At 70.1% G+C, this 14,018-nt stretch carries 13 protein-coding genes; 7 read left to right on the forward strand and 6 right to left on the reverse strand.

Annotated elements, in window-relative coordinates:
- Positions 1 to 202: 202 nt before the first annotated feature.
- Positions 203 to 1,078 carry a helix-turn-helix domain-containing protein gene (locus ABZ656_RS26430; protein ID WP_101400380.1) on the reverse strand — a complete coding sequence of 292 codons (876 nt, stop codon included), beginning with the start codon at positions 1,076 to 1,078 and terminating at the stop codon, positions 203 to 205.
- A 103-nt stretch (positions 1,079 to 1,181) separates the two neighbouring features.
- Here ABZ656_RS26430 and ABZ656_RS26435 point away from each other — a divergent pair, with 103 nt between their 5' ends.
- The 5 genes from ABZ656_RS26435 (at position 1,182) to ABZ656_RS26455 (ending at position 6,426) form a co-directional block, all read left to right on the forward strand.
- Positions 1,182 to 1,886, forward strand: a complete 705-nt coding sequence (locus ABZ656_RS26435; RefSeq protein ID WP_360270923.1) for an SDR family NAD(P)-dependent oxidoreductase — start codon at positions 1,182 to 1,184, stop codon at positions 1,884 to 1,886.
- Positions 1,887 to 2,019: 133 nt separating this feature from the next.
- The gene (locus tag ABZ656_RS26440) at positions 2,020 to 3,093 is read left to right on the forward strand and encodes a substrate-binding domain-containing protein (protein WP_360270925.1); all 1,074 of its coding nucleotides are present in this window, start codon (positions 2,020 to 2,022) and stop codon (positions 3,091 to 3,093) included.
- A 12-nt stretch (positions 3,094 to 3,105) separates the two neighbouring features.
- Entirely contained in the window at positions 3,106 to 4,278 is a 1,173-nt protein-coding gene (locus tag ABZ656_RS26445; protein ID WP_360270927.1) for a toxic anion resistance protein, read from the forward strand.
- On the forward strand, positions 4,275 to 5,831 hold the full coding sequence (locus ABZ656_RS26450; protein WP_360270929.1) for a VWA domain-containing protein: 1,557 nt from the start codon (positions 4,275 to 4,277) through the stop codon (positions 5,829 to 5,831). Before ABZ656_RS26445 ends, ABZ656_RS26450 begins: the two co-directional genes overlap by 4 nt.
- On the forward strand, positions 5,818 to 6,426 hold the full coding sequence (locus ABZ656_RS26455; protein WP_360270931.1) for a hypothetical protein: 609 nt from the start codon (positions 5,818 to 5,820) through the stop codon (positions 6,424 to 6,426). The genes ABZ656_RS26450 and ABZ656_RS26455 overlap by 14 nt, the downstream gene beginning before the upstream one ends.
- On the opposite strand, the gene ABZ656_RS26460 is transcribed toward ABZ656_RS26455, so the two are convergent.
- Both ABZ656_RS26460 and ABZ656_RS26465 read right to left on the reverse strand, forming a co-directional pair.
- A complete protein-coding gene (locus tag ABZ656_RS26460) occupies positions 6,427 to 6,900 on the reverse strand; it encodes a hypothetical protein (protein ID WP_360270933.1) in 474 nt (157 codons plus the stop codon).
- 304 nt (positions 6,901 to 7,204) lie between these two features.
- The gene (locus tag ABZ656_RS26465) at positions 7,205 to 8,296 is read right to left on the reverse strand and encodes a glycosyltransferase (RefSeq protein ID WP_360270935.1); all 1,092 of its coding nucleotides are present in this window, start codon (positions 8,294 to 8,296) and stop codon (positions 7,205 to 7,207) included.
- A 398-nt stretch (positions 8,297 to 8,694) separates the two neighbouring features.
- On the opposite strand from ABZ656_RS26465, the gene ABZ656_RS26470 reads away from it, so the two are divergent.
- Together ABZ656_RS26470 and ABZ656_RS26475 are read left to right on the forward strand one after the other, a co-directional pair.
- Positions 8,695 to 9,306, forward strand: coding sequence for a tetratricopeptide repeat protein (locus ABZ656_RS26470; RefSeq protein ID WP_360270937.1), 612 nt, complete (start codon positions 8,695 to 8,697; stop codon positions 9,304 to 9,306).
- Positions 9,303 to 10,577 carry a glycosyltransferase gene (locus tag ABZ656_RS26475; RefSeq protein WP_360270939.1) on the forward strand — a complete coding sequence of 425 codons (1,275 nt, stop codon included), beginning with the start codon at positions 9,303 to 9,305 and terminating at the stop codon, positions 10,575 to 10,577. The genes ABZ656_RS26470 and ABZ656_RS26475 overlap by 4 nt, the downstream gene beginning before the upstream one ends.
- 95 nt (positions 10,578 to 10,672) lie before the next feature.
- Here ABZ656_RS26475 and rfbD read toward each other — a convergent pair whose 3' ends face one another.
- From rfbD to ABZ656_RS26490, 3 genes are all read right to left on the reverse strand, one after another.
- Positions 10,673 to 11,590, reverse strand: a complete 918-nt coding sequence (gene rfbD / locus ABZ656_RS26480) for a dTDP-4-dehydrorhamnose reductase (RefSeq protein WP_360270941.1) — start codon at positions 11,588 to 11,590, stop codon at positions 10,673 to 10,675.
- Entirely contained in the window at positions 11,587 to 12,561 is a 975-nt protein-coding gene (gene rfbB / locus ABZ656_RS26485) for a dTDP-glucose 4,6-dehydratase (RefSeq protein ID WP_360270943.1), read from the reverse strand. Before rfbB ends, rfbD begins: the two co-directional genes overlap by 4 nt.
- 175 nt (positions 12,562 to 12,736) lie before the next feature.
- The gene (locus ABZ656_RS26490; protein WP_360270945.1) at positions 12,737 to 13,915 is read right to left on the reverse strand and encodes a collagen-like protein; all 1,179 of its coding nucleotides are present in this window, start codon (positions 13,913 to 13,915) and stop codon (positions 12,737 to 12,739) included.
- Between the last annotated feature and the right edge of the window lie 103 nt (positions 13,916 to 14,018).

The raw sequence follows: 14,018 nt of genomic DNA on the forward strand, positions 1-14,018 counted from the left end.
CCTCGTCGTCGCCGCGTCCCGCGCGGACACGGCGGGCGCGATCCTGGCCGCCGAGCGCATGGACGCCCACGCCCCGGCCGCCGAACCCCGCGCACTCGCGGCTCGCTGAGAGCCCGCGTCCGAGCCCCCGGGCTCCCCCTGTACGGCCCCGGTCCGCGCGCACCCGCAGCGACGTGCGGACCGGGTGCCACACACCCATCGGTCAGCCGGGGGCAGCGGCCGTCGTCTGCAACCCGAGAGTCGCGAGCAGCGCCAGTTGCTCTGCCGCCTCCGTGCCCGGCGCGGCCGAGCAGATCGTGATCCGCAGATCCGCGCCCGGCACCGCGAGCGTGTCGCAGTCCAGGAGGATCGTCCCCACCTCCGGATGGTGGACCGTCTTGGTGTCGGCCTTGTGGAACCCGACCGCGTGCGAGGCCCACAGCTCACGGAACGCCTCGCTCTCCCGCCGCAGATCCGCGATCAGCGAGCGCAGCCCCCGGTCGTCGGGATAACGGGCGGTGGCGGACCGAAGATCCGACACCAGGGCCGTGCGCAGCCTCTGCTCCTGCTCCGGGGTGTGCGTGGTCCTGCTGGGCAGACCCGTGAACTGCCGCCACACGTAGTTGCGTTCCCGCCCGCGCCACCCGGACGGGTCCCCCGCCAGCGCGGCCCACAGCGGGTTCCACGAGATGAGGTTGTACGCCGCGTCGTGGACCCCGATCGGGGACTGGCTCAGCTGGTCCAGGAGGCGCTGCACGCTCGGCGGGATGTGCTGCGAGATGTGTCCGGCCGCGGGCGGGGCCTGCCCGGCCAGCCGGTAGAGGTGGTCGCGCTCGGGCTCCGACAGGCGCAGGGCGCGGGCGAGCGCGCCGACCACCTGGTCGGAGGGGGCGGTGGCGCGGCCCTGTTCGAGGCGGGTGACATAGTCCACCGAGAGCCCGGCGAGCTGCGCCAGCTCCTCCCTGCGCAGTCCGGGCGCCCGCCGCGCGCCGCCCCTCGGCAGCCCGGCCTCCTGTGGTGTGGTCCGGTCGCGCCAGTACCGCAGCGCGATACCGAGCTCTCCGTGCTCGCGATGGTCCCGAGGGTCTCGTTGGCTCACCCCTCCATGGTGCTCCCCCGGCGCCGCCACAGCCTGGTACTGCCAGTCCCCCCGACGCGGAGGGCTCTGTCTGTCCGCCCGGGCGGCGCGCACCGTGGGACACATGACCATCACCGTGATCACCGGTGCCAACAAGGGCATCGGATACGAGACCGCCCGCCGCCTCGTCGAGCGGGGCCACACCGTCTACGTCGGCGCCCGTGACGCCCGGCGGGGCAAGGAGGCCGCCGGCGCGCTGGGCGCCCGGGCCCTGCTCCTCGACGTCACCGACGACGCGTCCGTGCAGGCCGCCGCGGACCGCCTCCGCGAGGAGGCCGGGCACGTCGACGTCCTCGTCAACAACGCGGGCATCAACCAACCCGCCAAACCTGTTCAGGAGTTGACGGGTCCGGACCTGCAACGGGTCTACGACACGAACGTCTTCGGCCCCGTCCGCACCCTGCACGCCTTCCTCCCCCTGCTGCGAAAGGCGGAGGCCCCCGTCGTCGTCAACGTCAGCAGCTCCCTGGGCTCGCTCACCATCAACGCCCACCCCGACAGCCGTTCCCTGCTCTCCTCCTGGGTCCCAGCGCTCGCGTACAACTCCTCGAAGGCGGCGCTGAACATGCTGACGGTGCTGTACGCGAAGGCGCACCCGGAGATCCGGATCAGTGCCGTCAACCCGGGCTTCACCGCGACCGACCTCAACGGCCACGCGGGGACCTTGAGCGTCGAGGAGGGCGCGGAGATCATCGTCGCCACCGCCGCAGCGGGCGCGGACGCGCCGAGCGGCGCCTTCGTGGAGAACGGAGGCACCCTCCCCTGGTGAGGCCCCGCGCCCTCCACCTGGTGACACCCACAGCAGGAGGCCGCCGTTCCGGTTGCATACCGGGATCGGTCGGACACCCTCCGTTCACCCGGCGCGGCCGGGAATGTCGGGTTCCGGGAGCACTCTCCTCGATGTGAGACGCATCGCGGGAATCGTCCTGGCGGTCCTGTTGATCGGCGGCGTGGTAGCAGCCGTCATCGGGGGCCGCGAAGGTCAGGACAAGGGCACGGCAACGAAGACCGTGCAAGGAGTGATCGGATCGGAGAAGGCGGAGTTCTTCGCCGATCCCGACGTGGTGAAGGCCCTGGCTGCCAAGGGCTTCACCGTGAAGACGGAGACCTCCGGGTCCTGGGCCATGGACGGCCTGGACCTCAAGGGGTACGACTTCGCCTTCCCCTCCAGCCAGGCCCCGGCCGACGAGCTGGCCGCCAAGTACCACGTACGGCAGCCGCTGCCGCGCCCGTTCTACTCGCCCCTCGTGGTCGTCGCGCACCGCAGCGCCGCCGAGGTCCTGGCGGCGAACGGGCTCGCGATCGTCGGCAAGGGCACCGGCACGCTCAGGATGGCCGCGTACCTCAAGGCCGCCGGGCAGGACCGGACCTGGCAGCAGCTCAAGGGGGCCGCGGCGCACGGCGAGTTGACCGGCACGCTCTTCATCGCCAGCACCGATCCGAACACCTCCAACTCCGGCGCGCTCTACCTCGCCGCCGCCTCGTACGTCGCCGACGGCGGCCGGGTCGCGTCCAGCGCCGCCGCCGTCGGACGCACCGCGCCCCTCATGCACAAGCTCGTCAGCGTGCAGGGCGCCCAGCAGTCCAGCACGGACGCGGCGTTCCGTGACTTCATCAGCGGGGCCGGGAACCCGCTCGTGCTCGTGTACGAGTCGCAGGTCGCCGCGCTGCTCAACCAGGGCCAGGACGTCGGTGACCTCACCGTCCTCTACCCGGACACCACGGCGAACAGCGACCACACCGTCGTACCCCTCACTCCCGAGGGCCGCGCGCTCGGTGAGCTCCTCAGCAGTGACCCGGCCCTGCGCAGGCTCGCCGTCAGGCACGGGTTCCGGCCGCAGGGCGCGACCGGGGAGTTCACGGCGGCCACCGCCGCCCACTCCACCTTTCTCAACCAGAAGCTGACCGGCGTCCGGCAAGCGCCCGTGCCCGCCTACAAGGTGCTGCACGAGATGGCGCGCCGGGCCGGGAACTAGGGGGAAAAGCAAGTGACGACCGAAGACACCTTCACCCTCACACCGCCCGAGGCCGTCGCGCCCGTGCCCCGTGAGAAGGCAGGCGGGCTGGTGCCCGTCGACCCGTCCGTGCAGGACGAGATGGCCCGCCGGGCCGCCGAGTACGTCGGCGCTCTCGCCGCCCTCGACGCCCGCTCGCCCGAGTTCGCGGGCAAGGTCGGAGAGATCGCGGGCCTCGGCGCGAGCGAGATGCGAGGCGCCGCCGCGCAGTCCAACCGCATGCTGGAGCGCACCCTGCGCAGCCTGCCCGACAAGGGCGGGGACGCCCAGTCGCACGTGGCGGGCTCGCTGGTCGAACTCCGCCGTGTGGTCGAGGACCTGGACCCGCGCGACCTGCCCGCGAGCAAGGGGCGGAAGTTCCTGTCCAAGCTGCCCGGCGGCAACAAGCTGCGGGACCACGTCGCCAAGTACGCCTCCTCGCAGGCCACCCTGAACAAGATCGTGGGCTCGCTGCGCGGCGGCCAGGACGAACTGCGCCGCGACAACGCCGCGATGCAGACGGAGCGCGTCCGGCTCTGGGAGACGATGGGCAAGCTCCAGGAGTACGTCGTCCTCACCCAGGCCCTGGACACCGCGGTCGAGGAGCGCATCGGCGCCGCCGAGGCAGTGGACCCCGCGCAGGCCGACACCCTGCGCGCCGACGTCCTCTTCCCCGTCCGGCAGAAGCACCAGGACCTGCTGACCCAGCTCGCGGTGTGCGCGCAGGGCTATCTGGCCATGGACGTGGTCCGGCGCAACAACGACGAGCTCATCAAGGGCGTCGACCGCGCCGCCACCACCACGGTGTCCGCGCTGCGCATCTCCGTGATGCTGGCCTCCGCCCTGGAGAACCAGCGCAAGGTCGTCGACCAGGTCAACGCGCTGCGCGGCACGACCGAGGACCTGATCCGCGGCAACGCCGAGATGCTCGCCACCCAGAGCGGGGAGATCCAGCGCATCGCCGCCGACCCGGCCGTCGGCGCGGAGACCCTGCGCACCGCCTTCCAGCAGATCTACCGCACGCTCGACGCCATCGACACGTACAAGGTCCGGGCGACCGAGTCCATGGCCGCAACGGTCGAGTCCCTCACCTCCGAACTCCAGCACGCCAGTGCCTACTTGGAGCGCAGCCGCTCGCAGGGCGCCCTGGAAGGGGGCTCCGCGTGAGACGTCGTACGGCCTACGCCGTCGTGTCCCTGCTCGCCGTCACGGCCGCCGCCGCGGTCACCGGCTGCACGGCGCAGGACCAGAAGCAGGGGTCCGACAGCAACGCCCCCGAACCCGGCACCCTGCGCGTCCTCGCCTCCAGCGAGCTCAGCGACATGGCGCCGATCCTCGAACAGGTCCGCAAGGACACCGGTATCAAGGTCCGCCCCACCTACATGGGCACCCTCTCCGCCGTCGACCTGCTCGCGAAGGGCAAGGTGGACGGCGCGTACGACGCGCTGTGGCTGTCGTCCGACGACTATCTGCGGCTGCGCCCCGAAGCGGCGAAGCAGGTCGTCTCCCAGACGCCGATCATGTCGAGCCCGGTGGCGATCGGGGTGAAGCCCGCGACCGTGAGCGCGCTGGGCTGGAAGCCGGAGGACGTCACCTGGTCGCAGGTCGAGAAGGCCGTCGCGGACGGGAAGCTGACCTACGGCATGACCGACCCGGCCCGCTCCAACTCCGGTTTCTCCACGCTGATCTCGGTGGCCTCGGGGCTGTCCGGGGCGCAGGCGGCGCTCACCGACGCGGACGTGGCGAAGGCGACCGGGCGCCTGAAGGAGTTCTTCAAGGGGCAGAAGCTGACGTCGGGGTCCTCGGGCTGGCTGGCGACGGCGTACGAGCGGCGCGGCACCGTGGACGCCCTGCTCAACTACGAGTCGATCCTCAAGGGCATGAAGGGGCTGACGGTCATCCGCCCGCGCGACGGCGTGGTGACCGCCGACTACCCGCTCTCCTCGCTCGCCTCCTCCAGCAAGGACACCCGCGAGAGTGTCCGCCGCCTCACCGAGGCGCTGCGCGCTCCGGCCGTGCAGCGGGAGATCACGCAGCGGACGCGCCGCCGCCCGGTCGTCGCCTCCGTCGCCCCGGCGGCCGGCCTCGACACCGGCCGCCGGCGTGAACTCCCCTTCCCCGGCAGCCGGTCCGTCGCCGACCACCTCCTGGACTCCTACGAGAACAAACTCCGCCGGCCCTCCCGGACCGTGTACGTCCTCGACACCTCCGGCTCGATGGGCGGCGGCCGGCTCGACCGGCTGAAGAAGGCGCTCACCGGGCTGACGGGCGACTTCCGCGACCGCGAGGAGGTGACGCTGATGCCGTTCGGCTCGAAGGTCAAGAGCGTCCACACGCACGTGGTGCGGCCCGAGGACCCGGGGGCCGGTCTCGACGGCATCCGCGAGGACACCGAGGCCCTCAGCGCCTCCGGCAACACCGCGATCTACACGTCGCTGGAGAAGGCGTACGAGCATCTGGGCGCGGGCGGCGACACGTTCACGTCGATCGTGCTGATGACGGACGGCGAGAACACGAGCGGCGCCGACCCCGAGGACTTCGACGGCTTCTACGGTCGGCTGCCGGGCGGGCAGAAGGAGATCCCGGTCTTCCCGATCCTGTTCGGCGACTCCGACCGGGGCGAGCTCCAGCACATCGCCGACCTGACCGGCGGCCGCCTCTTCGACGCCCGCAGGGGTTCGCTCGACGGCGCCTTCGAGGAGATCCGTGGCTACCAATAAGAACCCGCTGAGGTATCTGGAGTCCCGCAAGAACCTCACCGGCAGCGCCTGCGGGCTCGTCGGTCTGGCCCTCACCTTCGCGGGGGTCGCGGGCCCGTACTGGCCCGTCGTCGTCGCGGGGCTGTACGGCGCGGGCGCCCTGATCGCCCCGCCGGAGCGGCCGCCGCTGCCGGACTTCCCGGATCCCTCGGCCCAACTGGAGGAGCTACGTGGCGACTTCGGCCGTCTGCGGGAGTATCTGGGCGGTGTGGAACTGCCCCCGGCGGCGGGTCGGCTCACCGAACTGACCGAGCTTTTGACCGCGCTGCTGGATCCCGGCTGGATCGCCGAGGTGCTCGCACAGGACCCGGAGTGCCTGCACGCGCTGTCCCGTGCCGTACGGCAGGACATTCCCGAGGCCGTCGACACCTTCGTACGGACCCGGTGGTGGACCCGGCTGACGCCCGGCACCGAACCGCCGGAGCGCCACCTGGAGCGCCAGCTCACCCTGCTGCACGAGGAGGCGGACCGGCTCGCGGCGGCCCTGCGGGAGGTCGAGGCCCGGCGCCAGGAGTCGCACACGCGCTACCTGGAGGACCGCGGCCGCCCACAGTGATCAACCGCCGCCGAGTTGCTTCGCGAGGATCGCCAGGACCACCACCAGCGCGACCACCACGGCGACCTTCAGCGCCGAGCGCAGACCTCCGCCCGGCCGCTCCTCCTCCCGCGGCGGCGGGTCCGGCAGCGGGGGCGGCGCGGGCCCGTCGAACACGTCGTGGCCCGTGGTCGCCACCCGGGTGCACCACGGGCAGGACGTCAGATGGGAACCGTACGCGTGCAGCGGGCGGCTCGGGCAGATCCGTACCTGGGAGCGCTCCTTGTTCAGGGCGCGCAGCCAGGCCTCCGCGGGAGGCCGGGCGGCGGGGGCGAGGACGCCGGGGCCGAACGCGGCGCGGGCCAGCGTGAGCAGCTCCGGCGGCAGGACGGAGGGGTCGAGGGTGCCGCGCGGGATGACGACCCGCTCGGGGCGGACCACGTAGGAGCAGCTGGCGGCGATGTTCAGGCCGGCATTCGGCAGCAGGAGCGCCAAGACTCCGGCAGGGCGGCCCAGACCTACAAGCAAGGTGCTGGAACTGAACCCGCGCAACCCTTCGCCTGGTACAACCCGGGGTCATCGCACAGCAGGAGGGCAGAACGGCCGATGCTCGTGCGGCCTGCGACAAGGCGCTGAAGATCGATCCGAAATTCGCGTCGCACCGAGCCCCCGGGCTCCCCCGTACGGCCCCGGTCCGCGCGCACCCGCAGCGACGCGCGGACCGGGCGCCATGCGACAGCACGGTGGGCGCATTCGACGGCCTGCAGCCCAGGCTCGCACCGTCCGGGCTCACGCCGTGTCAAACTCCTACGGGCTCCTTCGAGCCGAGTTCGCGTTGTGCGAACTCAAGGTTCTGGGTCAGACGCTCTCGATGTTCGGCGGGCAACTTGCCGCCGTTGAGGAGGCGTTCGAAGCAACTCTTCGCCTCCTCGTGCTCTCCGACCCAATACGCGGACACCGCCAGTTCGTCGAGTGCGCGCCAGTCGTACCAGCTGGACTCGACGCGCATGTGGTCGCTCGGATACGGGATCCGCGCCGCCTGCCGCGCGAACATGTAGGCGAGCGGCCAGCGCCCGCCGTTGACACGGCACAGGCGCGCGAGGTCGCCGAGCGCTTCGGCGCGTGAGGGGCGGCTCTCGTGCGCACGAAGGTAGCGGTCCATCACCTCGGCCTGCGGCCGCTCAAGCGCTTCCGCGAGCCGTGCGGCCGAGAGGTGGGCGACGAAGCCCTCCTCGGCCCAACCGTCCATGGCCACCCGGCGGTCATAGGCTTCGAGGGCCTTCTCCAGCTCACCGGCGTTGCTCAGGCTCTGGGCGAGGTAGAAGACGTAACGGGCGTTGTCAGGCTCCTTGATCAGGCCTTGCTGGAGGGTCTCCGCATCGCGCAGGTACTTCTCCCGCAGGCCCACCCCCCTGCCGCGTGCCCCGCCGCCCACGATGAGGATGTTGATACCTTCGAGAGTCCCGGAGGTGGTCCCCGAGCCGCAGTCGAGGTACTCGTGCAGGACGCCGACGTACCGCCACGGCGGCCGCGTTGAGACCAGAGCGCGGCGCGAGTGGATGCTGGGCCCTTCGTGCACGGCGACCCTGTAGGCGTCGAGCGTCAGCTCCGGCATGCGGAAGCCGGAACCCACCTCCATGACGTCGTCGGCGTCCATGAAGAGCAGGTAGTCCGCGCCCGCGCGGGCGAGTTCGATCGCCTCGGTGCGGCTCCCGTCAAACCCCTTCCAGGGCCGTTCGTGCAGTTCGCCGGGCAGATCGCTGTAGACGTCTCGGATGACGTCCTGGGTACCGTCGGTCGAACCCGTGTCCAGAATGACCCAGGTGTCGATCAAGGGCCGTACGGATTCGAGACAACGCCGGATCACCGGGGCTTCATCCTTGACGATCATGTTCAGGCAGACCGTTGGCTTCACAGATACCATCCAACTCCGCGGTGACAAATGACCGATGCGTGACGGTATCCAGGTGCTTGCGGCCACGCAAAGAGGCTGGCCCGGGCAGTCGTGTTCATCGGCCTGCGCAACCGCGACGGCGGCCTTGTCGGCGGACGCAATTCCGAACAGCCGGCCCAATTACCGGATGACAGCACGAGATTCGCGACGTCCGATTCGGCGAACCTCATCTTTGATGCGTACATTCGGGTGGTCTGCAAGCCTCAAGTGCCTGCCACATGACGACTCATCAGGACCACCTCGTAACGTCGGCGAAGATGACGGTGATTCGGAAATCAGCCGCATCTATCCGTCCCTCACTATTCGCGAGATGTGACCAAGTGAAACGTAGGCGATTGTGGGCAGGGCTCGCCGGAACGCTGGCGATTGCCACAGGCGTGACCGTCTGGGCGATTCAGCCCCATCCGACCCTGGCCCCGGATTCCAAGACCGCGCCAGCAATCTGGACGAAGAACCAACAGGTCGACGCGCTTATGCAGACCGCTCTTCTGCAACAGCGACAGCTCAACGACTCCGAAGGGGCGGCCAATACCTACGGGCGGCTGCTGAAACTGGACCCTCACAACAAGCTCGCCTGGTACAACCTGGGCTTCATCGCGCAGCAGAACGGCAAGAAGCTCGATGCCCGTGCCGCCTACGACAAGGCTCTGAAGATCGATCCGTCATACACGTCGGCTCTCTTCAGCGAGGCGATGATGCTGAAGTCGAGCGACCCCGACCGGACCATGGAACTCCTGAAGCGTGCCGTCGCCGCCGAACCGGAAGCAGCCGTGATCCACATGCAACTCGGGCTTCTCCTGGCGGAGAAGGGCCGCGCCGACGAGGCCGGGGACGAGTTCCGGCGTGCCGTCGCGGCCAATCCCTCGCTGCGTTCCCAGGTACCGGAAGATTTCCGGGATTCCGTCAGCCCCTCCCCGACATCGAGCCAAGCAGGGAGCATCAGATGACGTCGACCGCGACACCCAGGTTTTCTGTCTTCACCCCCAGCCACCGTCCCCGTTTCCTCGATGAGTGCCTGGCGTCCCTGCAGGCGCAGACCTGTTCGGACTGGGAGTGGATCGTCCTGCTCAACAACGGCGCCCGGTGGCGGCCGGAGCGACCCGACGAGAGGGTCCGTCTGGAGATCGCGGACGACATCCGCGGCGTCGGAGCGGCGAAGCGCAGGGCCTGTGAACTGGCGCGCGGCGAGATCCTCGTGGAACTCGACCACGACGATCTCCTGGCGAAGGCGTGCCTGGCGGAGCTCGGCGAGGCGTTCGACGCGAACCCCGAAGCCGTTTTCGTCTACAGCAACACCGCGCACATCACCGAGGAAGGCGAGCGGGAGGATCTCCGTTTCGACGAGACGTGCGGCTGGGAGTACGAGGAGGTGGACGTCGACGGCCGCAAGCTGCTGCAGGCCATTTCCCTGGCGGCGACGCCGCACAACGTCTCGTACATCTGGTACGCGCCCAACCATGTCCGGGCGTTTCGCAAGGAGACCTACGAGGAGGTCGGCGGGTACGACGCCACGCGTACGGTCCTGGACGACCAGGATCTGATGTGCCGTCTCTTCCACGCCGGCGACTTCCACCACATCAACCGCTGCCTGTACCTCCAGCGGATCCATTCCTCGAACACCCAGCTCGACCCGGAGATCAACGCACACATCCAGCGCGAGACAGTCGTCCTGTACGACAAGTACATCGAGGCCAACGCCCTCGCCTGGACCCAACGGCGCGGACTGCTCGCGCTGGACCTCGGCGCGGCCCGCCGGAAGCCGCCCGGCTACGTGGGCGTGGACCAGTACCCGGGAAAGGGTGTAGACCTCGTCGCGGCCCTGCCCGGGAAGCTGGACCTGCCCGACGGATCGGTCGGCTTGGTGCGGGCGACCGAGTTCCTGGAGCGCGTGCCCGGGAAGGTGCCGCTGATCAACGAGCTGTACCGGCTGCTGGCGCCCGGCGGCATGCTCCTCACCATGACGCCCAGCTCCGACGGCCGCGGCGCGTACCAGGACCCGACTCACGTCGCCTACTACAACGAGAACTCGTTCTGGTACTACACGGACAACGAGTACCGTGCCTTCGTGCCCGACCTGGATGCCCAGTTCCAGATGTCACGGCTGGTCACCTACTTCCCGACCGAATGGCACTCCCAGAACGACATCTCGTACGTGGTCGCCAACCTCATCGCGATGAAGGAGGGGGCCGCCCGGTGCGGCGGACCGCTGCTGGTCTAGGACCCTGCGTGACGAGGCGCCCGGCGGGGTCAGGTTCCGCCGGGCGCCTCGTCACGTTCTGGGCCGTTCCGTCTCGGTCGTCGCCACGCCCTCCCTCAGGTCGCCAGGCGTCCGCCGGCCGTGCGCGCCGCGACGGCCAGAGCTGCGAAGGCGGGCGTCTTCAGGGCCGCCGTCAGCTGATCGTCCCAGCGGGGAAGGGACGCGAGGCCGGCCCGCAGCCAGTTGCCGTGGCCGAGTACACCGAACGCCGGACGGGTTGCCGGACGCGGGAACTTCTCCGAGCCGACCGGGCGGATCCGCTCGGAATCGAGGCCACTGAGACGGAAGGTCTCACGCGCCAGGCCGCACCAGGTGGTGTGACCGGCCGCCGTGCCGTGGTAAATGCCCGCCGGGGCCCGACCGGCCAGGGCGGCACGGCCGAGGGCCGCCAACTGCCGGGCGAGCGCACGGGACCAGGTCGGCTGACCGTGCTGGTCGGCCACCACGTCCAAGGTTTCGCGCCGGGCGGCGAGTTCCAGCATGGTGGCCACGAAGTTGGGGCCGTGCGCGCCGTAGAGCCAGGCGGTGCGCACGATGTATCCGGCACGGGGCAGCAGCTCGACGACTGCCCGCTCCCCTGCCAGTTTGCTCCGTCCGTACGCGTTGACGGGATCCGTCGGTGCGTCTTCCGGATACGGTCGACGGGAATCGCCCGGGAACACGTAGTCGGTGGAGATGTGCAGCAGGAGTGCGCCGCTGTCCGCGCAGGCGCGTGCGAGGTGGCGGACGCCCGTGCCGTTCACGGCTGTGGCCGCCGCCTCGGACCGCTCGGCGCCGTCGACGTCCGTCCAGGCGGCGCAGTTGACGACCACTCCGTGACCGGCGACGGCCGCGCGCGCGGCTGCCGGGTCCGTGATGTCGAGCTGGTCACGGCCCAGTCCCGTCACCGTGGCGTCCGGATCGCCGGCGAGCTCGGCCAGCACGTCCTGGCCGAGGAGCCCGTGTGCGCCCGTCACCAGCCAGCTCGTGGTCATCGCGGTTCGGCCCTCTCCTTCAGCGGCTCCCACCAGGAACGGTGTGTGCGGTACCAGGCGACCGTGGCGGCCAGGCCGTCGGTGAAGGAGACCTGCGGGGCGTAGCCGAGCTGCTCGCGGATCTTGCTGTCGTCCAGCGAGTAACGCAGGTCGTGGCCTTTGCGGTCGGTCACGTACTCGACCCGGTCCCAGCCCGCGCCGACCGCGTCCAGCAGCAGGCCGGTGAGCTTGTGGTTGCTCAACTCGGTCCCGCCGCCGATGTGGTAGACCTCCCCGGCCCTGCCGCCCTGCAGCACCAGGTCGATGCCCCGGCAGTGGTCGGAGACGTGCAGCCAGTCACGGAGGTTGCGGCCGTCTCCGTACAGGGGGACCGTCCTCCCGTCGATCAGGTGGGTGATGAAGAGCGGGATGACCTTCTCGGGGAACTGGTACGGCCCGTAGTTGTTGGTGCACCGGGTGACCACCACGTCCAGGCCGTGGGTGCGGTGGTAGGCGAGCGCGAGCAGGTCGGAGCCGGCCTTCGACGCGGAGTACGGGGAGTTCGGCGCCAGTGGCCATCCCTCGGTCCACGAGCCTTCACTGATCGAGCCGTACACCTCGTCGGTGGACACGTGGACGAAGCGGCCGACGCCGTGCTGGTGGGCGGCGTCCAGGAGCACCTGCGTGCCCATCACGTTGGTACGGACGAACGGGCCGGCCCCCTCGATCGACCGGTCCACATGGGACTCGGCGGCGAAATGCACCACCACGTCCTGACCAGCCATCACCTGGTCGACGACGTCCGGGTCACAGATGTCGCCCCGGACAAAGGTGTAGCCCGGATGTACCGCCACCGGTGCCAGATTGGCCTCGACCCCCGAGTAGGTGAGTTTGTCGAGGACGGTGATCCGCGCTGACGGATCCGATTCCAGCCGTCGGCGGACGTACTCCGAACCGATGAATCCGGCGCCGCCGGTCACAAGGATGCGCATATTTCTCCGAGTCTTTTGCTGCCAAGGGTCCGGCACCAAAGCTTCAGACGCCAGGCCGCGGGCACGGACACAACGCGGACGGTGCCCGCGAGGCCGAAGCCTCGGGGGCACCGTCGCTCGTTCCCAGGGGAAGCGGAAGCGAATGGCCGGTAGCGCGCTACCGCTCGCGTGGGAGTTACGGGGTGATATCGGCGCAGACCACATAGGCGGTTTGCGTGTTGGGGCCTGGGGGGGTGGTGGGGGGGGCCGCCGAGACGGAAACCTGCCACCCCGTGGGGGTGTCTCCACTACCGAAGGTGAAGGGCCTGCTGGTCTGGACGTTGGCGCTGTTTCCGTTGAATCCGCCGCCGGTGGCAATGTCGCCCGGGTCGCACGTGGCAGTCACCGTCTGGGCGGGCGGGTTGAAACTGGCGAGCCTGACGTACGTCTTGATGCCGGAGGAACCCTGGTTGCCCTGGTTGCCCTGGTTGCCCTGGAAGCCCTGGTTGCCCTGGTTACCCTGGTTGCCCTGGAAGCCCTGCGGACCCCGGTCACCCTGGAAGCCCTGGTTACCCTGGTTGCCCTGGAAGCCCTGGTTGCCCTGGTTGCCCTGGAAGCCCTGGTAGCCCTGCGCACCCCGGTCACCCTGGAAGCCCTGGTTGCCCTGGTTGCCCTGGAAGCCCTGGCTGCCCTGGCCGCCCTGGACGCCCTGCGCACCCTGGTAGCCCTGCGGACCCCGCCTACCCTGGTTGCCCTGGTTGCCCTGGTTGCCCTGGTTGCCCTGCGCGCCCTGGTTGCCCTGGTTGCCCTGCGCGCCCTGGTTGCCCTGGAAGCCCTGCGCGCCCTGGTTGCCCTGGAAGCCCTGGTTGCCCTGGAAGCCCTGGTCACCCTGGTTGCCCTGGTTACCCTGGTTGCCCTGCGCACCCTGGTAACCCCGCGCACCCTGGTTGCCCTGGTTGCCCTGCGCACCCTGGCTGCCCTGGCCGCCCTGGTTGCCCTGCGCACCCTGGTTGCCCTGGAAGCCCTGGTCACCCTGGTTGCCCTGGTTGCCCTGCGCACCCTGGTAACCCTGCGGACCCCGGTCACCCTGCGGACCCTGCGGACCCTGCGGACCCGGCTTACCCTGCGGACCCTGCGGACCCTGCGGACCCCGCTTACCGTCGTGGCCCTGGTGGCCCCGAGGCCCCTGCGGCCCGCGGTCGCCGCCGCCGCCGCCGCGGGCGCTCACGGCACCGTTCGGGCCGGGCGTCGCAACCTCACCAGCGCCGGCGCTGCTGCCGGACCTGTGGATCGCGTCAGCGATGGCCGTCGCACTCGGGGCGATGTTGAGCACTACGGCAAGCGCGCCGACCGACACCATAGCGGCGGACTTCACGCGTGAACTTCGGATCGTTCTACGGCTCACAGAGAACCTTCCTCGGGAACTTGGACGCATCAGACCGCAAGCGCGCGCACTCGGTGCGCTTCATTCGCATGCG

The sequence above is a fragment of the Streptomyces sp. NPDC007095 genome, from assembly GCF_040634475.1.
In the GTDB taxonomy this organism is placed as follows: Bacteria; Actinomycetota; Actinomycetes; order Streptomycetales; family Streptomycetaceae; genus Streptomyces.